Source organism: Chryseobacterium gleum (assembly GCF_900636535.1).
GTDB classification, from domain to species: Bacteria; Bacteroidota; Bacteroidia; order Flavobacteriales; family Weeksellaceae; genus Chryseobacterium; species Chryseobacterium gleum.
On sequence record NZ_LR134289.1, the window covers coordinates 2,415,388 to 2,435,196 of the forward strand.

Below are 19,809 nucleotides of genomic sequence, written 5' to 3' on the forward strand. Positions count from 1 at the left end.
TGTGATTTTCTTCAACTTATACCAACTACTATCATTTTTAGCGACACAACAGATCTGCTTATTTGCAATTTTGCCTTTTTCGCTTCAAGCCATTTCATTTATTGCCTCAATTAAGTCTTTAAACCTCAACAGCTATCTGTTGGGGTTTTACTGATGTCTTTCTGTCATTTTTCTCAGCAGTTCATTCAATCTTGTGCGAAGACTTTCCGGTTCAAGAACAGTAGCATAATCTGCAAAAGTAATGAGCCAGCGGGGGAAACCGTCACTGATCCATTCAGTTTCAAAAGTAAGTTCCATCCCTTGTTCGGTTTCTACTTCTTCTATGAGTCCGTAATATTTTTTAGAATTCACCAGGTGAGACATGACCTTTTTATCTACCAGAAGTTTAGCTCTTTCTTTATTTCCATTTGATTTTTTGCGGTAATCATTTACCTGTCCGTATTCCTGTAAAAAAGGATTCTGCGTTTTTGAAATTTCAAGGATACGGTCAATACGAAACTGTCTGAAATCTTTCCTTAAAGTACAGAACGCCATGATGTACCAGAAATTAAATTCAAAAAACATCCCGACGGTTTCAATAGTTCTGTGATTCACCCTTCCGTCTACCGTCTGATATTTTATAATCAGCTGCGTTTTCTCTGCGATACTTTCAAGAATAATAGGAATCACATTTTTTAGTGAGTCGCCCGAATCTGTATGAAAGCTGAAAACATCAATCTGCTTTTCTATATTTTTGATCAGATTTTTATCAGAATATTTCAATACCGACCGTACTTTCTCCATGGCGGCCTGATAATGATTACCCAGGCTCTGATGGGAAAATTTCTGCATCAGCTTTTCGGCAGTAATAAAACTTAAGACCTCTTCTTTGGTAAACATAATCGGAGGAAGCTTATAACCCTCCATTAAAGAATATCCGTTGCCAGCTTCTCCAACAATAGGAATGCCTGCATTTTCCAGAGTTTTCACATCGCGATAAATGGTTCTTATACTTACATCGAACTTTTCAGCCAGATCCTGTGCGCGTACAACAGGTTTCGACTGTAACTGGGTAAGGATAGCCGTTACCCGATCAAGTTTTTTAAGGTAGTGGTCGTTCATTATGTAACAAAGCTAAAATTCTTTTTTGAGGTATACCTATAAATGAGATGGCTTTTTGACTTTAATTTTCTTTAAAAGTATTCACCAGTTTATCGAGATTAAGACTGCGGGCAGAGGCATCAAAAATCTCACGGTAAGTACCTTCTTTATTGTAGAGCTCATCATGAGTTCCATTTTCAACCACTCTTCCTTTTTTCATTACATAAATGATATCAGAATCCAGAATCTGTGACAGGGAATGGGAGATAATGATCACTGTTCTTCCTTCTTTTATGGCATCCAGAGAGTTTTTGATCTGTTCCGTAGCAATGGCGTCCAGGCTGGCTGTTGGCTCATCCAGAAAGATAATCGGAGGATTTTTAAGGAACAACCTTGCAATGGCAATTCTCTGCTGCTGTCCCCCTGAAAGTTGTGTGGCATCATGCTGATACTTTTCGGGAAGATCCATAATCTGCTCATGCAGATAAGCTTTTTTTGCGGCTTCCTGAATTTCTTCAAAACTTGCATTCATATCTCCGTACCGGATATTATCTTCAATACTTCCCTGGAAAATATGATTTTTCTGAAGAACCAATCCAAGATCGCTTCTTAAAAAAGTATTATCATATTCATTAAGGTTTACACCATCCAAAAGAATTTCTCCGGAATCGGGTAGATAAAATTTACACAAAAGATTGATTACTGTTGATTTTCCCGCACCACTAAGTCCTACCAAAGCCGTTGTTTTCCCGTTTTCAATTTTCATGGAAACATTATGTAAAGCCTTTGTACCGTTGGGATAGGTAAAATCAACATTCTTTAATTCAAAAGTTCCTTTGATTTCTCTTTCTACAAAATTTCCGTTCGGTTCAGTTTCTTCATCGGCATTTAAAATATCGAAATACCCTTCGGCATAAATCATGGCATCGTTCATATCATCATAAATCCTGTGAAGCTGGCGGATAGGTGCAGAAACGTTGTTGAAAAGCATAATATGAAGCATGATCGCACCAATGGTCATTTGCTGATCAAGAACCAAATAAACGGTTAAAAGGATAATCAAAACCACACCGAACTGCTCAATAAAGGTTTTTAAACCATCATAAATAAAGTTGGTTCTTCTAGTCACCATCTGGCTTTCCATAAGTTCCATCTGAAGATCATATTGTTTCTTTCCTTCAAATTTTTCACGCACAAAACTTTTAATCACCATAATGGAATTGATCAGGTTCAGAAGTCCTGATGTTTTTCTTTCTCTTTGATTTCTAAGCTGGCGACGGACCCCGCTCAGTTTTTTAGCCTGCAGAGAACTGATATAAAAGTAGATTGGAACAATAATAGTGGAGACAAGCCCCACATACACATTTTGCATATACATAATAATCAGTGCTATGATTGCATTGGAAAATAATGGTAAGATATCAATGAAAAAATTCTGCACCAGTCTTGTCAGGCTTTCTATTCCACGGTCTATCCTGATCTGTAACTTTCCGGATTCGTGGTTTTCGTCATTAAAATAGGCAACTCTGTAGGTCAATATCTTATCAATTGCTGATTGTGCCAATACAGAACTGACATTGATCCTGATCTTTTCCCCATAAAATTTCTGTCCGAAGTTGATAAAAATGTTTAAGAGTTCCTTTCCCAATAAAATAACGGAAATAATGATAAGAATATGAATCCCTTCTGACATCGGGTGTGGAAGATGGGTAAGTTCGGTAACCTCATCTACCGTGTATTTCAAAACTATCGGGTTAACCTGTGCTGCCAGAGCCCCGAGAAATGTAAGAAACAGGGTTCCGTAGATCATTAATCGGTAAGGTCTGATGAACGGGACAAGCTGTTTATAAATTCCGAATAAGGTGACAGTTCTGTTAAAAGGTTTAGCCATAGAAATCATTTTAAATGAAAAACGTACCGCTTTCAAAAGAAAAAGGTACGTTTTATTATCATGTTCAGCAAATAAATGCTTTATATTTTATCCTTCATACATATAAGTCGTAAGGTAGTGCAGTTCTTTTCTGCTGGCTTCTTTAGACTCTGCTTCTGCCTGTTCTAAAGAATATTGGCTGTTGATTTCTTTTTTCTGGAAAACAAAGGAGTTATTGGCATTTTTATCTACGATATCATTAAAGATATGTTCAATTTCAGAGTTGGCTAATGAAGCAAAACTGATATCCTCGAAGCCATACATGAGTCTCAGGTCATCAAACTGTTTAAAATTTTCATCCACAAATCCCTGCAGCTGTGCTTTTGAATCAAAGTTTCCTGCCCAGATGTTATAGGCATATTTTTTCTTTTTAGGCTTATCTAAAATACTCTGATAGACGAAGTTCTCACCCAGATAAGCTTCTCGTACCTGCGGGTCGTTCGCAAGGTCTTCAGGAAGTCCTTCTTTAAGGATCTTTCCTTCAAACATAATGTACGTTTTATTGGTAATTGCCAGGGTCTGCTGTACGTTGTGATCGGTAATCAAAATTCCAATGTTTTTATCAACAAGGCTTCTTACAATTTTCTGGATATCTTCAACCGCAATAGGGTCTACCCCGGCAAAAGGCTCATCCAGAAGGATAAAGTTCGGACTTGTAGCAAGACAGCGTGCAATTTCTGTTCTACGTCTTTCTCCTCCGGAAAGAAGATCTCCCCTGTTTTTACGGACATGCTGCAGAGAAAACTCTTCAATAAGTTCATCACATTTGATCTGCTGCTCACGTTTTGAAAGTTTGGTCAGCTGCAATACTCCCATAATATTTTCTTCCACAGACAATTTTCTGAAAACTGAAGCTTCCTGAGCAAGGTACCCGATTCCCTTTTGAGCTCTACGGTACATGGCATCGGTAGTGATCTCCTGCTTATCCAGAAAAATTTTCCCTGAAGTAGGCTTAACCAACCCTACGATCATATAAAACGATGTGGTTTTTCCTGCTCCGTTGGGACCCAGCAAACCAACAATTTCTCCCTGTTGAACCTGTACAGAAACGCCTTTTACAACTTTTTTAGGACCGTATTCCTTGATTAAGTTTTCTCCTCGTAAAATCATAGGGCAAATATATCAAAAATATAAACTCGCAGATAGGCGAAAAAGCAAAAAGGCGAAAAGGTAGATAGCAGAAGGGGAATTAAATGAATTTGCAATTTTGGCTTTCCACTCTTTTGCTTCTTGTAACTTTTTAACATTTTAAACTACTTATTGTAAAACATATCAATCAATTACAAAATACTAAGCAATGGAAAATTACGGTTACACAAAAACAGAAAATGTACAGAACCAGCAAAGCGGTGTCCCTTACCGTTCAGAAAAGAAAATCCCTGCTGCCTTATTGGGAATCCTTGTTGGCTGGCTGGCTTTAAATAAATTTTATCTGGGCTATAAGAAAGAAGCTATTATTCAGCTGGTCCTTAACGTTGTCACTTTTGGAGCTGCCTCTATTATCCCTTTTATTGAAGGTATTTTATATCTCTTTATGAGTGACAAACAATTCGATGACACATATGTGTATGGCAGAAAGGGTTGGTTATAAAAAATAATGAACTAATTAATAATGGAAAATCCGGCTGTTCTGATCAGAACAGCCGGATTTTTATTTGAATGAATATTATCTTATTTATTTAATAAGATCGCCGCTTCTTTTGCAAAATACGTAAAGATCATATCTGCTCCTGCTCTTTTAAAGCATGTTAAGCTTTCAATGATTGTTTTGTCATTATCCAGCCAGCCGTTTTGGGCAGCTGCTTTTACCATAGCATATTCACCACTTACATTGTATACTGCGATCGGAAGATCAATGGCTTCACGTACTTTGGAAACAATATCCAGATAAGGCAGTCCCGGCTTGATCATGATAACATCCGCTCCTTCGTCTATATCTTTAAATACCTCATTCAATGCTTCACGGGTATTGTGGAAATCCATCTGATAGGTTTTCTTATCTTTCGGAATTTCCATGTTGTCCTTCGGAGCACTATCCAAAGCACTTCTGAAAGGCCCATAAAAAGAGCTTGCATATTTGGCAGCATAACTTACAATACCTACGTCTGTAAATCCGCTTTCTTCCAATGCTTCACGGATAACCTGTACCCTTCCATCCATCATATCACTTGGTGCTACAAGATCGGCTCCTGCTTCTGCATGAGATACTGACATTCTTGCCAATGCGTCATTGGTAGCGTCATTCAGCACTTTTCCGTTCTCAATGATTCCGTCATGTCCGTAGATCGAGTAAGGATCCAAAGCTACATCTGGCATAACAATCATTCCGGGAACGGCATCTTTGATAGCCTTGATGGTATTCTGCATCAATCCGTCTTTGTTCCACGCTTCTTTTCCTGTATTGTCTTTCAGATGTTCTGACACTTTCATGTACAAATTGACAGCTTTTACTCCCAAAGAAAATAATTCCTTACATTCCTTCACTGTTAAATCGATACTGCGCCTGAAAATTCCCGGCATAGACGGGATTGCCTCCTGCTTGTTTTCGCCCTCCATTACGAAGATCGGCATTACAAAATCATCAGTTGTAAGCACATTTTCTCTTACCAGACTTCTGATAGATTCATTAACTCTAAGTCTTCTATTTCTTGAATGTATCATTTTGGAATACTTTTTGAATAAGTTTCTACAAATTTAATATAAGTTCTGCAAAAAACTATTGTATGCAATTGCAGAATGTATTACATTTGTTATATATATTCGAGAAATTATAAATTTGATGAAAAAACTTTTACTTTTATTTCTATTTGTAGGCACTTTTGTTGGATTTTCCAACAATTTTAAAGCTCAGCTTAGAGAGCCGGGTTCCATCACTCAAAAGGCGGATGATGGTGTATTGCTTGCCTATCCAAATCCTGCAAAGGACTTCCTTATTATTAAGGCAAAAGATTCTTCTTTAAGAATCAAAAGTGTAACTTTCTATTCCATTTTGGGTATGCAGGTTGCCAATTATACGGTAAATATGAATTCCGGAGAGATCAATATTGAAAAATTGAAACCCGGAAAATATATGATCCGTTATATATTAAGTGACAACACGCAGAAAGTTACTCAAATCGTGAAACAATAAATTAAAATCCTGATAATCATCAGGATTTTTTCTTTTACATTAATTCTGTTTTAATATTTCCGTAACTTTCGGAACTTTTTTATACTAATTGTAAAAAGAACAATTTAATGTTAAAAGCTGAACATATTAAAAAGACCTATAACGCCGGAAAAAAGGTCGCCCTGGATGATTTCAGCATCCATGTTCCAAAAGCCAGTATTTACGGTCTTTTAGGGCCTAACGGAGCCGGAAAAACTTCTTTCATCCGTATCATTAATCAAATTACCCAGGCAGACTCGGGAGATATTTTTATCAACGGACAGAAACTGAACCCCAACCATATTAAAGACATTGGCTACATGCCTGAAGAAAGAGGGCTGTATAAAAACATGACAGTTGGTGATCAGATCCTTTATTTCGGGGAACTGAAAGGAATGACCAAAAGTGATGCTTTGAACGAAGCCAAAAAATGGTTTGAAAAACTGAATATTGACCAATGGTGGAAGAAAAAGCTTTCTGAACTTTCTAAAGGGATGGCTCAAAAAATTCAGTTTGTAGTTACGGTTCTTCACAGACCTCATCTTTTGATTCTTGATGAGCCTTTTTCGGGTTTTGATCCGGTAAATGCTAATTTAATTAAAGATCAGATTATTGATCTTAAAAATAACGGAACAACGATCATTCTTTCTACCCATAGAATGGAAAGTGTGGAGGAAATGTGTGATTACGTGGCTTTGATCAACAATTCGAAGAAAATCATTGACGGAAGAGTTTTTGATGTAAGAGAAAAATTCAAGAAAAATATTTTCGGAATTACGCTTTCTGAAGTCAATAACGATCAGTTTGAAAATTTCAGAAATAAGTATGAGATTTTCAATTTATCGAATGAAAACAACCTTGTTTCCTTTGACCTGAAAAATGAAGAAAGCCAGAATAATATTCTCCTTGACCTTGTACAGGTAGGTAAAGTAAGATCATTCGACGAAAGAATCCCGAGTATGAATGAAGTGTTTATTAATGCTGTAAGTAACCATTCTTAATTTTTATGAATAATATTTTTTTAATTACCAAAAGAGAGTTTCTTACACAGGTTAAGAAAAAATCTTTCATCATATTGACCCTGCTTGCTCCTATTATGATCATTGCCTTCGGGGCTGTGATCGGATTAATGTTTAAAGCAAATGAATCGCATAGCATTATAGAAGTGGTGGATAAAAGCGGATTGTTTACCAACCAGCTGAAAACCAATGAAAAATTAAATTACGTTTTTGTCTCTGCAGCTGACGAAAAATCCAAGATTAACAATTTGAAAGGTAATGAATCTCTGGACGGCATCCTTATTCTTCCGGAATTGAAAAACCAGAATTTTGATCAGCTTGAAAATGATACCAGACTGATCATCAACAGCAAAATAGGATTTGATACAAAACAGAGAATTGTATCTGATATCAGCAATGTTGTCAGAAAAGAAAAAATCAAGCAGCTGGGTATCCAGGAAGTTCAATTGAATAATCTGGATAAAAGCTTTACCTTAAAAACCATCAATGTTACGGATAACAATAAGGAAGATTCTGATCTTATCTTTGGGGTTAAATCCGGATTGAGTATGGTACTGATGTACGTCACTTTCATGTTCATCATTATTTATGGGGTAAGGGTAATGAGAAGTGTGCTTGAGGAAAAGAATAACCGTGTTGTGGAAATCATTATTTCTTCTGTAAAACCTTTTGAACTGATGATGGGTAAAATTCTTGGGGTAACAATGGTTGCACTGACACAATTCGTGATCTGGATTACAATGTCAGTAATTGGTGCACTGGTATTAAATACAGGTTTTTCTCCTATTCAGAAAAATATTCCGGGAGGGAATGAAGAACTGGCTGACAAACTGGATGTAGGACAGCTTGCCACTCAGATTTCTCACAGCTTACTGGAACTGAACTTCCCGTTAATCATCTTTGTATTTATTGTTTTCTTCCTTTTAGGCTATATCTTCTATAGCTCTATTTATGCAGCAATAGGTTCTGCTGTAGATAACGAAACAGAGACGCAACAATTTACGTTATTTGCAATTTTACCTTTGACATTAGGAATGTATGGAAGCTTTTCTTTAATGAATAATCCTGATGGTCCGTTAGGTTTCTGGCTATCTATTATTCCATTTACTTCACCGGTGGCTATGATTGCCAGAATCCCGTTTGGAGTCCCTGTCTGGCAAATAGCATTATCTATTGTCCTACTGCTGGCAACCACTATTTTTATGATCTTCCTTGCAGGAAAAATTTATCGTGTAGGGATTTTGATGTATGGCAATAAGGCTACTTTAAAAGAACTTTGGAAATGGATTAAAGGCTAGCTACTAAATCGTTAAATGCCAAAATGGCGAAATCGTAAAATAGCAAAAAAGCTAAGAAAATTGTTCGATTTACCGACAGATATAAAAAATAAAAATCCCGGAAACTTTGTTTCCGGGATTTTTTTATTCTGAAATATTTCTATTTGAATATATAGCTTAAAGTAAGGGCAATTACCTGCTCTGATTTTTTCTTATCAGTACCTTTGGTTTCTTTAGCAAGACCAGGGTAAGTGTCTCCCAGACCTAAGTCATATTTTAAAGCAACTTCAAGCTGTCTTTTGTAGCTATATCCTATTCCCAGCCCAAGTCCCCAGTTAAAGCTGTTTGCCTTTCCATTTACGCCTGCCGGCTGGTTAGGATCGGTAACATCCGGGTCATAATAAGGTCTGCTTACAGGAGCGTCTTTAACGTTCTGACTTAGCAAAAAGTTAAATCTTGGTCCTATCAATCCAAAGAATTCTGATTCTGCTTCAGAAAAATAGCCTTTGAAATAAAGAGGCACACTCAGGTAGTTATTTGCATATACTGCGTCATAACCGCTTACTCCTTTAGCATCCTTATCCTTTCCTGTTTCTCCAGCACCATAGTACTGAACTTCAGGTTGAATAAAGAACTGATTTGCCTTTCCTACGGGAATTAATGCCAAAGCTCCAGCCTGGAATGTGTATCTAGGGCCTGAAGGATTATGGGCATTAGATACTCTGGAGTAATTTAAACCTCCTGTCACCCCAAATCTTGTACTTTTCCATTGCACTTGTGCAAAGGATAAAGCAGAAAGGGTCAAAGCTGAGGCTAATAAAAGTTTTTTCATATGCTGTGGTTTTATGTTATCCTAAAATTTTTGCTACAGTAGCACCGATATCTGCAGGAGAATCTACAACGTTGATACCGTTTTCTCTCATGATTTCCATTTTTGCCTGAGCTGTATCTTCAGCACCTCCTACGATAGCACCAGCGTGTCCCATTGTTCTTCCTTTCGGAGCTGTTTGTCCGGCAATGAAACCTACAACCGGTTTAGTAGATCCGCTTGCTTTGTACCATCTAGCAGCTTCAGCTTCAAGACCTCCACCAATTTCACCAATCATTACAACAGCTTCAGTTTCAGGATCGTTGATAAATAGCTCTAACGCTTCTCTTGTCGTTGTTCCGATGATTGGGTCACCACCGATACCGATTGCAGTAGAAATACCGTAACCTGCTCTTACAACCTGATCAGCAGCTTCGTAAGTAAGAGTACCAGATTTTGAAACGATACCTACTTTTCCTTTTTTGAAAACGAAACCTGGCATAATACCAATTTTAGCTTCTTCAGAAGTAATGATTCCAGGGCAGTTTGGTCCGATTAATCTGCAGTCTCTGTCAGCGATATAAGATTTCACTTTTACCATATCAGCTACAGGAATACCTTCAGTAATACATACAATTACTTTGATTCCTGCTTCAGCAGCTTCCATGATAGCATCTGCTGCGAATGCCGGCGGTACGAAAATGATACTTACGTTTGCTCCTGCTTTTTCAACAGCGTCAGCAACTGTATTGAATACCGGTTTTCCTAAGTGCTCGCTACCTCCTTTTCCCGGAGTAACACCACCTACTACGTTTGTTCCGTATTCAATCATCTGACCAGCGTGGAAAGTTCCTTCGTTCCCTGTAAATCCTTGTACAATTACTTTAGAATCTTTGTTTACTAAAATTGACATTTTATTGTTGTTTTAATTTATTTATTATTTTATTAATGCTCACAAATTTACTCAAATTTCTTTGATTTCGGACAAAACCTTTGGAATTGTTTATTTGAGATTTCTCAGTTTTACTTCTTTTTTCAGATAGCCTTTAAAATCTTCTGCAAACAGGCCGATATAGGTTCCTTTTTTGAGGTCTTTGTTCACTCCGGCTTTGGCCAAAAGAACTGTGCCTTTCTCAATGGTAAGGCCGGATGCAATTCCAACCTGTCCCCACATGGTCACTTCGTCTTCAATGATGCAGCATCCTGCAATTCCCACCTGAGAAGCAATAAGGCATTTTTTCCCGATTACGGTATCATGACCGATCTGAATAAGGTTGTCCAAAACGGATCCTTCCCCAATCACTGTAGAATCTGTAACTCCTCTGTCAATAGTACAGTTGTTTCCAATTTCAACATTGTTTTCAATGATAACGTTTCCTACAGAAATTAAACGGTCAAAATTACCATTCAGCTTTCTGTAATAGAAAGCATCTCCACCGATAACCGTACCGGACTGGATGATCACATTATCTCCGATTTCTGTACGGTCTCCAATGACAACATTTGGAAAAATAAGGGTGTTTTTTCCGATTTTCACATTGTTTCCAATTACTGCAGAAGGATGGATTTTTGTTCCTTCTCCTATTTCAACATCGTGAAGTTCTTCTGTGAAATTATATATTCTGGTGAAATGAGTATTGATTTTATTAAAGTCTCTGAAAGGATCATCAGAAACCAGAAGCGCTTTGCCTTCCGGGCATTCTACTTCTTTATCAATTAAAATAATAGTGGCTGCAGAGTTTAATGCTTTGTCATAATATTTAGGATGATTTACAAAAACGATATCACCTGGTTTTACCATGTGAATCTCATTGGTCCCCAATACTTCAAAATCTTCAGGCCCTACAAATGCTGAGCCTATTAAATCTGCAATGGTTTTAAGCTTTTGCGGAGAATGGAATCTCATAACAATAGATTTTCTTATAAAACAAAATTCGGAGTGCTGATGCAAACCGAATTTATGTACATTTTATTTATTCTTTTACTCTTTCTAAGTAGCTGCCGTCTTCAGTGCTTACTTTAATTCTGTCTCCCGGTTCAATGAACAAAGGAACCATTACTCTTGCTCCGGTTTCAACGATTGCGTTTTTAAGAGCATTTGTTGCTGTGTTTCCTTTTACTCCCGGATCAGCTTCAATCACATCAAGGTATACTGATTGTGGAAGTTCAGCAGAAAGCGGAGTTTCATCAGCTTCTTTCAAAATGATGGTTACTTCTTCACCAGCTTTCATAAACTGAGAGTTCTCAATCATTTCTTTGTTGATGTATAACTGAGAGAAATCATCATTGTTCATGAAGTGGAATCCGTTCTCATCATCATACAGATACTGGAATTTTCTGGTGATTACTTTTACTTCATCAATTTTGTGTCCAGCTGAGAAAGTATTGTCAATTACTTTACCGTTAGTTACTGACTTTAATTTTGTTCTTACGAAAGCAGGTCCTTTTCCCGGTTTTACGTGAAGAAACTCGATTACTTTATAAATATCATTGCTATACTCTATGCACAGCCCTTTTCTGATATCGTTACTTGTTGCCATTAATTATGTAAATATTTATTTTCTTTTATTAAACTGTATTCCCTGCCCCTGAGGCATCATTCTGTTAAATATATTATTATTGAATGCATTCACATTGTTATTCAATCTGTTTACATTCATCTGAATATCAGATTTATACTGATCAGCTGTTCCAAAAATTGAACTTCCCGTATTTCTCTGTTTCAGAATACCATTTAAATTATTCTTTGCAATACTATCATAAGACTCTTGAGAAAGCTGTCTTTCTATGGTAAAAGGCTTTTCTTTTTTTACAGTTTCAGTCTTTTCCGTTTGCTGTCCAAACAAAAAAAGATGTCGCAGAAAGTGTAAGTACAATTAAGCTTTTCATTGTCTGATAATATTGGGGTAACTTATTCTCTGTCCTTTCCGGTACCGTACCCTTTTACAATACCTCTTGGTGAATTTTGGATAAACTGTAAGATTTCATCTCTTTCAGCCGTTGGAAGCATTTCTTTTTCAATATGGGAAATAGCCTGGGAAACGTTCATCTTCATCTGGAAAATAGCTCTGTAGATTTTCTGGATTTCAAAGATTTTCTCATTGGTAAATCCTCTTCTTCTTAAACCAACCGAATTGATACCTGCATAGGACATAGGCTCTCTGGCTACTTTTACGTAAGGCGGGATATCTTTTCTTACCAGAGTACCTCCGGAAATCATTACATGCTTTCCGATTTTACCAAATTGGTGAACGGCTGACAAGCCTCCCATTACCGTATAATCTCCTATCTCCACGTGTCCTGCAATACCACAACCGTTTACAATGATAACGTGATCTCCGATAACACAATCATGGGCTATATGCGAAGTAGCCATAATAAGGCAGTTAGCACCTATTTTAGTATATCCCAGAGCTTTTGTACCTCTGTTTACCGTAACGCATTCCCTGATTGTTGTATCATCGCCGATAATCACCTGGGTATCTTCACCATCAAATTTCAGATCCTGAGGAATTGCAGAGATTACTGTCCCGGGAAAAATCCTACAGTTTTTCCCTATTCTTGCTCCATCCATGATGGTAACATTCGGACCAATCCATGTTCCTTCTCCAATTTCTACATCCCCTGCAATGGTAGTGAAAGGTTCTACGATTACATTTTTGCTGATTTTCGCACGTTTATCTACGGCTGCTAATTGATGAATCATTTAATCAACTTTATTTTTTGCAACTTGAGCCATAAGCTCTGCTTCTACTGCTACAGTGTCTCCTACATATCCATACCCCTGCATATGAACAATTCCTCTTCTGATAGGCTCTATTAATTCAATTTTGAAGATCAGCGTATCTCCCGGAATTACTTTTCTTTTGAATTTCACCTTATCAATTTTAATGAAATAGGTAGAATAGTTTTCAGGATCCGGAACGCTGGCCAGTACAAGAATTCCTCCTGTCTGTGCTAATGCTTCTACCTGAAGAACTCCAGGCATTACAGGTTCTTTAGGGAAATGTCCTACGAAGAATGGTTCATTCATTGTGACATTTTTCAGACCTACTACATGTGAGTCTGAAAGTTCAAGAACTTTATCAATCAATAAGAACGGAGGTCTGTGAGGCATAAGCTTCATAATGCCGTTGATATCGAATACCGGCTCCTTGGTAAGGTCAAAATCCGGAACGTTTTTCTTTTTCTGCAATTTCCACTGGCGGTTTAGTTTTTTCGCAAACTGGGTATTCACATAGTGCCCAGGTTTGTTCGCGATAACTTTACCTTTTATTTTTACACCTGCCAAAGCAAGGTCACCGATTACGTCCAGTAATTTGTGTCTAGCAGCTTCGTTAGGATAGTTTAAATTAAGATTATCGAGAATCCCGTTTGGTCTGATGGATACATTATCTTTTCCAAAGGCTTTCTTTAGTTTTTCTGTAGTTTCAGGAGTAAGATCTTTATCTACATATACGATGGCATTGGAAATATCTCCACCTTTGATCAAACCGTGATCCAAAAGCATTTCCAACTCGTGCAGGAAGCTGAATGTTCTTGCTGATGAGATTTCGTCTTTAAATTCTGAAATATTTTTAAGAGTGGCATTTTGAGTACCTAATACTTTAGTCCCAAAATCTACCATTGTAGTTACTTCATAAGTATCTGATGGAATGATCGTGATTTCCGAACCTGTAGCCGGATCACTGTAAGTAAGAACTTCTTTTACAACAAGATATTCTCTTGCTACGCTCTGTTCTGCTACTCCAACACTTTCGATAGCTTCCACAAAGTATTTTGAAGATCCATCTAAAATTGGAGGTTCAGAGGCATCCATTTCTAAAATTGCGTTGTCAATATCACAACCAACAAGGGCTGCTAAAAGGTGCTCGCAAGTGGTAATTTTTACCCCTAATTTTTCTAATGTAGTTCCTCTTTCTGTTGCTACAACATAATTTACATCTGCTTCTACCTGAGGATGTCCCTCCAAGTCTGTTCTTACAAAAACAAAACCTGTATTTTCTTTAGCAGGCTTAATGGTAAGTTTTACTTCTTTACCCGTGTGAAGACCAATTCCAGAAAGAGTTACCTCTTGCTGAAGTGTTTTTTGCATATCACTCATTAGTATTATCTTTTGAGTTATTCTCAAGATTATTTATTCTACTTACTATTCCAGGCAGGTTTCTGAAATGAACATAGCTTCTCAAATAGTCATTATAACTGATTGCCGGCGAACCATACAATGTCTCCTTGTCATTAACGCTGGAATTTACACCGCTCTGTGCCTGAATTTTTACCTGATTCCCTATTTTAATATGTCCTACAACGCCTACCTGGCCGCCGATCTGGTTCCAGTCACCAATTGTAGTAGAACCTGCAATTCCTGCCTGGGCTGCAATTACGTTGTTCTGACCAATTTTCACATTGTGGGCAATCTGAATAAGGTTATCAATCTTGGTTCCTTTACCAATAACGGTAGAACCTATTGTTGCTCTGTCAATGCTACAGTTTGAACCAATTTCTACATCGTCTTCAATGATAACATTTCCAAGCTGCGGTATTTTTTTGAAGCCGTCGGCTGTTGGCTGGAAACCAAATCCGTCACCGCCAATTACCGTGTTCGAATGAATTACACAGTTATCTCCAATAATACAATAATCATAAATTCTGGCACCACTGTCTATCTTACAGTTTTTACCGATTTTTACTCCTTTTCCTATATATACATGCGGATAGATCTGTGAACCTTCCCCTATTTTAGCTTTCTCGGAAACATAAGTAAATGCCCCTATATAGGCCTTATCTCCTATAACAGCTGTATCGTGAATGGAAGAACCATTTTCAATACCTTCTTTTCTCCCCTGCATTTCCTGATATAAATTCATCAGAATCTGAAAAGAAAGATAGGCATCTTTTACAACGATTAGGGTAGGATTATAATGATTTTTCTCCAGAAGTTTTTCCGAAACGATGATAACAGAACATTTTGAGCTATCCAAAAAATGAGAAAACCGATCTTGTGCTATAAAAGAAAGATGTCCTGATTCCCCATTTTCAATTGGTGAAACTCCTGTAATAAGCGCATTCTCGTCACCTATTATTTTTCCGTCAATAAAACTTGCAATTTGCGAAGCTGTGAATTCCATATTCTGCAAAGATAAGAAATTCTATAATTTGCAAACACGTTTTAGTTTCAGATCGTAAATTTTAATATTCTTTAAGAATCCATTCCGGAGATATCTCTTGGAAACATAAGGATATAGCGGGTTGTCTTATTCACCATCAACCCCGATAAAAGCTGATCTTCCGACTCATGCAGCCTTGTTCTTTTACCATTTTTCTGCAACAAATAAATCGGCTGTTTCTCTGCATGATAAGGCAGCAGTTTTCTTTTAATTTCATGAACCAATTCATTACCATTATCGATTCCGAAAAATTCATTACTCTTTTTTATTTTTTCGTCAATTATTTTCTGATCAAATGGATGTGACGAAATAATGGTTTTAGGCAAATTTCTCTGAATTACACATTTACACCAATATGACAGCACAAAATCATCTGAATGCTGCCATTCCTTCATTGCCTGTATCACGTCATTGTCATCAAGCCTGGTAAACCTTTCTATATCTTCATCGGTTGCAGCACTCTTTTCCCTGTATAAAAAATATTTGAGATTATCGGTTGCGGGCAGTTCCACACCCTGGGAAACCAGATATTTTGCTCTTTCAAGAATTTTAACCAAAAGAAACTCTGCCAAAGCCGACGTTTTATGATAGTATACCTGCCAATACATAAACATTCTGGCAGTCAGAAAATTTTCAATGGAATAAATACCTTTTGCATCAATGACCAACTCGCCTTCTTCACAGACATTCATCATGGAGATTATTCTTTGGGTATTAATATTTCCTTCTGATACTCCGGTAAAAAAACTGTCTCTTTTAAGATAATCCAGACGGTCAACATCTAGTTGGGAAGAGATCAGCTGGTTGAAAAATTTTCTGTGGTATTTTCCCTGAAACATTTCAATGGCCATGGAAAGCTGCCCTTTAAACTCTTCATTCAGCTTGTTCATCAGCAGTAACGAAAGATTTTCATGATGCCAGTCGTCCATCAGCATGCTTTCCAGCGCATGCGAAAACGGACCATGACCAATATCATGCATCAGAATAGCCAGCATCGCTCCTTTTTCCTCCTCTTCAGAAATTTTCACTCCTTTCTGTTTTAGTGTTTCCAGGGCTGTAAACATCAAATGCATTGCTCCCAGAGCATGGTGAAATCTTGTATGGGTAGCACCGGGAAATATCAGATTCAAAAGACCGGTTTGCCCGATTCTCCTCAACCTTTGAAAATAAGGATGTTCAATGATGTCAAATAAAATTTCGTGTGGAATTTTTATAAATCCGTGAACAGGATCGTTGATGATTTTTAGCTTATTCTGCATTGAAACTTCAATATTGGTAAACAAAGTTAGGCATTTTAAAATTGAGCCTTTTATTAAATTACCATTAAAAAATTGAGCCAAGCATTCTTTATACTTTTTATTTAACCAAATATCTTCAACCAGTCTTAAAATTTTCTGAGTTATTTGCTCATCAATTCAGATTTTCTTTACAAACGGTTTGCAGCTGTTGTATTAAAGGATTACCTTTGATAGAAAGCAGATAATCTTAGTAAAGATAAAGTATTGGAAGGCTTTGGAGTATATACAAACCAGTGATTAAATGGGATAAAAATGTGAAATCTGCCCGAGCATTTCCATTTAACTAATATTTAACTTTTAATATTTCGATTTTGTGAGATTTTAAAAGGATTTGGTCAACATTTTGATACAATAACCATGTAAAAAATAAATTATGTCAGAAAAGATATTATGGATTGATGATGAAATAGATTTACTTAAACCTCATATCGTATTTTTAGAAAAGAAAGGTTACCAGGTAACGCCTGTTAACAATGTGAACGAGGCTTTGGAACTTATGGATTCAGAGAAATTTGCTTTAACGTTAATTGACGAAAATATGCCGGGCATTTCCGGGCTGGAAGCCATTCCTATGATCAAGGAAAAAGATAATGCCTTAAAAATCGTTATGGTTACCAAAAGCGAAGAAGAACATATTATGGAAGAGGCTATCGGTTCCCAGATTGCCGACTATATATTAAAGCCTGTAAATCCTAATCAGATATTACTTTCCTTAAAGAAAAACCTTCAGCAGGATAATCTTGTTGAACAGAAAACTATTTTACAGTACCAGCAGGAATTCAGAAACCTTTCTATGGAACTTTCTTATTTGAGAACGTATCAGGAATGGGCTGAATACTATAAGAAAATCCTGAGTTGGGAAATCAAGTTTGATAAAGTGGCCGACAATGAATTTGCTGATCTTCTGCAGTCTCAGAAAGAAGAAGCGAATATTCAGTTTGCGAAGTTTATTGAGAAGAATTATGAAAACTGGCTTACAGATTCGGATAAGCCGATGATGAGCCACACGCTTTTCAAGGAGAAAGTAAAGCCTGAAGTTGAAAAAGAGAAAGTTCTTCTTCTGATGGTAGACAACCTTCGTTATGATCAGTGGAAAGTAATTGAACCTTTGTTCACAAAATATTACAATAAAATATCTGAAGATTATTACTACAGTATCCTTCCTACAGCAACACAGTATGCAAGAAACTCGTTCTTTGCAGGATTAATGCCATCTGAAATTGAAAAACGTTTCCCGGACAAATGGTTTAATGACAATGAAGAAGGAAACAAAAATGAGTTTGAGCGTGACTTTCTTGAAGATCAGATGAAGAGAATCGGTCTCGGATCAAAATCTATGAAATACCTTAAAGTACTGAATGCAGATTTTGAAAGAAAGATCTATGATGATTTTAACCAGCATAAAAACAATGACCTGCTGGTAATTGTTTACAACTTTATTGATATCCTTTCCCATGCGAAGACTGACAACCATATTGTAGATCAGCTGATCCGTGATGATAAGACTTTCCGTTCTCTTACGTTCAACTGGTTTGAAAACTCTTCATTAATGAAAATTATAAAAGCCGCTGCAGAAAACGGGTACAAACTGGTCATTACAACTGATCATGGAACAGTGTATGTTAAAAAACCAAGTAAAGTGGTGGGAGACAGAGAAACCTCTACGAATATCAGATATAAAACCGGTAAAAGCTTAACTTATGATGACAGTGATGTATGGGCAATTACCAATCCTGAAAAACTTTTCCTTCCAAAAGGAAACCTGAGCTCGAAGTATATTTTTGCTAAAAACAATACTTTCCTGGCTTATCCTAAGAATTACAATCATTTTGTTAATTACTATAAAGAAACTTATCAGCATGGGGGAATTTCACTGGAAGAGTGTATTATTCCTATCAGTATTTTAGAACCCAAGTAGTTTTTTTCATAGTTTATTTAATTTTGGGTTTAAAGGCGGAAAAAATCTTGCGATTTTTTCCGCCTCTTTTTTATAGTTCATATCTTCGTAAAAAATAAATCATGTTCATTATTTCGCTTACTTATAAAAGTTCTATTGAAAAGGTAGAGCAGCTTATTCCACAGCACAATATTTTCCTTGACAGACATTATGAAGCCGGGCGTTTCATTGCCTCAGGAAGAAAAGAACCCAGAACGGGCGGGATTATTATCACCAACGCAGAGTCCAGAAAAGAAGCAGAGCAGATCATTTCTGAAGATCCTTTTTATATTCACGAAATTGCTGATTATGCCATTACAGAATTCATCCCGTCAAAGTACAATGAAAACTTTAAAATTTTTATAGAAAACTCATGAGATTAATTACCTACAATGTCAATGGAATCAGGGCTGCTTTTACAAAAGATTTCCTGGGCTGGCTGAAGACTGCGGATCCGGACATCATCTGTATTCAGGAAAGTAAAGCCGGAAACGATCAGATTGACATCGAAAGCCTTGAAAAATTAGGATATCATAGTTATTGGCACTCAGCAGTAAGAAAAGGCTACAGCGGAGTCGGAATTGCTTCAAAAATAAAACCCAACCATGTAGAGTTCGGTTGCGGAATCGAGAGCTATGATAATGAAGGAAGAATTATCCGTGCAGATTTTGACGGATATTCTGCTATTTCGGTCTATGTTCCTTCTGCATCCAATATTGAGAGACTGGATTTTAAAATGCAGTTCTGCTACGATTTCCTTGAATACATCAAGAATTTAAAAAAAGAAATTCCCAACCTGATTATATCGGGTGATTTCAATATCTGTCACGAGGCTATTGATATTCACAATCCGGTTGGCCTGAAAAATGTTTCAGGATTTCTTCCTATGGAAAGGGAGTGGATGACCAACTTCATTAATGAATGTGAACTTATTGACAGTTTCAGATTCTTCAACAATGAACCGGATAATTACACATGGTGGAGCTACAGACAAAATTCAAGAGAAAGGAATAAGGGCTGGAGACTGGATTATAATTTTACTTCCTATAGTTTAAAAGATAAGCTCAGCAGAGCTGTTATTTTAAAGGAAGCAGTACATTCTGACCATTGTCCTGCTTTGGTGGAATTGGATATATAAGAAAGGTT

The 19,809-nt window shown here is 36.9% G+C and carries 19 protein-coding genes and 1 pseudogene; 7 read left to right on the forward strand and 13 right to left on the reverse strand.

Going from position 1 to position 19,809, the window contains the following annotated elements; all coding sequences use genetic code 11:
* Positions 1 to 147: 147 nt before the first annotated feature.
* The 3 genes and pseudogenes from EL165_RS11030 to lptB form a co-directional block, all read right to left on the reverse strand.
* Positions 148 to 1,101, reverse strand: coding sequence for a helix-turn-helix transcriptional regulator (locus EL165_RS11030; RefSeq protein ID WP_002977162.1), 954 nt, complete (start codon positions 1,099 to 1,101; stop codon positions 148 to 150).
* Between the two features lie 61 nt (positions 1,102 to 1,162).
* Positions 1,163 to 2,890, reverse strand: a complete 1,728-nt coding sequence (locus EL165_RS11035) for an ABC transporter ATP-binding protein (protein ID WP_050791132.1) — start codon at positions 2,888 to 2,890, stop codon at positions 1,163 to 1,165.
* Positions 2,891 to 3,394: 504 nt separating this feature from the next.
* Positions 3,395 to 4,120, reverse strand: a pseudogene (gene lptB / locus EL165_RS11040) (LPS export ABC transporter ATP-binding protein); the annotation flags it as partial.
* A gap of 187 nt (positions 4,121 to 4,307) precedes the next feature.
* On the opposite strand from lptB, the gene EL165_RS11045 reads away from it, so the two are divergent.
* Positions 4,308 to 4,601 (forward strand): TM2 domain-containing protein, encoded by a 294-nt coding sequence (locus EL165_RS11045; protein ID WP_002977156.1) that lies wholly within the window; start codon positions 4,308 to 4,310, stop codon positions 4,599 to 4,601.
* A gap of 80 nt (positions 4,602 to 4,681) precedes the next feature.
* On the opposite strand, the gene hemB is transcribed toward EL165_RS11045, so the two are convergent.
* Positions 4,682 to 5,671 (reverse strand): porphobilinogen synthase, encoded by a 990-nt coding sequence (hemB, locus tag EL165_RS11050; RefSeq protein ID WP_002977154.1) that lies wholly within the window; start codon positions 5,669 to 5,671, stop codon positions 4,682 to 4,684.
* Positions 5,672 to 5,789: 118 nt separating this feature from the next.
* On the opposite strand from hemB, the gene EL165_RS11055 reads away from it, so the two are divergent.
* The 3 genes from EL165_RS11055 (at position 5,790) to EL165_RS11065 (ending at position 8,475) form a co-directional block, all read left to right on the forward strand.
* Positions 5,790 to 6,140 (forward strand): T9SS type A sorting domain-containing protein, encoded by a 351-nt coding sequence (locus EL165_RS11055; RefSeq protein ID WP_002977152.1) that lies wholly within the window; start codon positions 5,790 to 5,792, stop codon positions 6,138 to 6,140.
* Between the two features lie 107 nt (positions 6,141 to 6,247).
* On the forward strand, positions 6,248 to 7,159 hold the full coding sequence (locus EL165_RS11060; RefSeq protein ID WP_002977150.1) for an ABC transporter ATP-binding protein: 912 nt from the start codon (positions 6,248 to 6,250) through the stop codon (positions 7,157 to 7,159).
* Between the two features lie 5 nt (positions 7,160 to 7,164).
* Positions 7,165 to 8,475, forward strand: a complete 1,311-nt coding sequence (locus tag EL165_RS11065) for an ABC transporter permease (protein ID WP_002977147.1) — start codon at positions 7,165 to 7,167, stop codon at positions 8,473 to 8,475.
* A 139-nt stretch (positions 8,476 to 8,614) separates the two neighbouring features.
* Here EL165_RS11065 and EL165_RS11070 read toward each other — a convergent pair whose 3' ends face one another.
* From EL165_RS11070 to EL165_RS11110, 9 genes are all read right to left on the reverse strand, one after another.
* Entirely contained in the window at positions 8,615 to 9,286 is a 672-nt protein-coding gene (locus tag EL165_RS11070; protein ID WP_002977144.1) for a porin family protein, read from the reverse strand.
* A gap of 16 nt (positions 9,287 to 9,302) precedes the next feature.
* Entirely contained in the window at positions 9,303 to 10,175 is an 873-nt protein-coding gene (gene sucD, locus EL165_RS11075; RefSeq protein WP_002977143.1) for a succinate--CoA ligase subunit alpha, read from the reverse strand.
* 90 nt (positions 10,176 to 10,265) lie between these two features.
* The gene (locus EL165_RS11080) at positions 10,266 to 11,168 is read right to left on the reverse strand and encodes a UDP-3-O-(3-hydroxymyristoyl)glucosamine N-acyltransferase (RefSeq protein ID WP_002977141.1); all 903 of its coding nucleotides are present in this window, start codon (positions 11,166 to 11,168) and stop codon (positions 10,266 to 10,268) included.
* 67 nt (positions 11,169 to 11,235) lie between these two features.
* The gene (gene efp / locus EL165_RS11085) at positions 11,236 to 11,802 is read right to left on the reverse strand and encodes an elongation factor P (protein WP_002977139.1); all 567 of its coding nucleotides are present in this window, start codon (positions 11,800 to 11,802) and stop codon (positions 11,236 to 11,238) included.
* A gap of 15 nt (positions 11,803 to 11,817) precedes the next feature.
* Complete coding sequence (locus tag EL165_RS11090) at positions 11,818 to 12,108, reverse strand: hypothetical protein (protein WP_002977137.1); 291 nt, start codon at positions 12,106 to 12,108, stop codon at positions 11,818 to 11,820.
* A gap of 65 nt (positions 12,109 to 12,173) precedes the next feature.
* Positions 12,174 to 12,968, reverse strand: coding sequence for an acyl-ACP--UDP-N-acetylglucosamine O-acyltransferase (gene lpxA, locus EL165_RS11095; RefSeq protein WP_002977135.1), 795 nt, complete (start codon positions 12,966 to 12,968; stop codon positions 12,174 to 12,176).
* Positions 12,969 to 14,366, reverse strand: coding sequence for a bifunctional UDP-3-O-[3-hydroxymyristoyl] N-acetylglucosamine deacetylase/3-hydroxyacyl-ACP dehydratase (locus tag EL165_RS11100; RefSeq protein ID WP_002977133.1), 1,398 nt, complete (start codon positions 14,364 to 14,366; stop codon positions 12,969 to 12,971).
* Positions 14,359 to 15,390 carry a UDP-3-O-(3-hydroxymyristoyl)glucosamine N-acyltransferase gene (gene lpxD, locus EL165_RS11105; RefSeq protein WP_041461406.1) on the reverse strand — a complete coding sequence of 344 codons (1,032 nt, stop codon included), beginning with the start codon at positions 15,388 to 15,390 and terminating at the stop codon, positions 14,359 to 14,361. The genes EL165_RS11100 and lpxD overlap by 8 nt, the downstream gene beginning before the upstream one ends.
* Positions 15,391 to 15,461: 71 nt before the next feature.
* On the reverse strand, positions 15,462 to 16,688 hold the full coding sequence (locus tag EL165_RS11110) for an HD domain-containing protein (protein WP_041461405.1): 1,227 nt from the start codon (positions 16,686 to 16,688) through the stop codon (positions 15,462 to 15,464).
* A 412-nt stretch (positions 16,689 to 17,100) separates the two neighbouring features.
* Between EL165_RS11110 and porX the strand changes: the two genes are divergently transcribed.
* The 3 genes from porX to EL165_RS11125 all read left to right on the forward strand — a co-directional run bounded on the left by porX (position 17,101) and on the right by EL165_RS11125 (position 19,801).
* Complete coding sequence (porX, locus tag EL165_RS11115; RefSeq protein WP_002977126.1) at positions 17,101 to 18,645, forward strand: T9SS response regulator signal transducer PorX; 1,545 nt, start codon at positions 17,101 to 17,103, stop codon at positions 18,643 to 18,645.
* A 101-nt stretch (positions 18,646 to 18,746) separates the two neighbouring features.
* Positions 18,747 to 19,040, forward strand: coding sequence for a YciI family protein (locus EL165_RS11120; RefSeq protein WP_002977124.1), 294 nt, complete (start codon positions 18,747 to 18,749; stop codon positions 19,038 to 19,040).
* Positions 19,037 to 19,801, forward strand: a complete 765-nt coding sequence (locus EL165_RS11125) for an exodeoxyribonuclease III (RefSeq protein ID WP_002977122.1) — start codon at positions 19,037 to 19,039, stop codon at positions 19,799 to 19,801. Before EL165_RS11120 ends, EL165_RS11125 begins: the two co-directional genes overlap by 4 nt.
* Positions 19,802 to 19,809 lie beyond the last annotated feature (8 nt).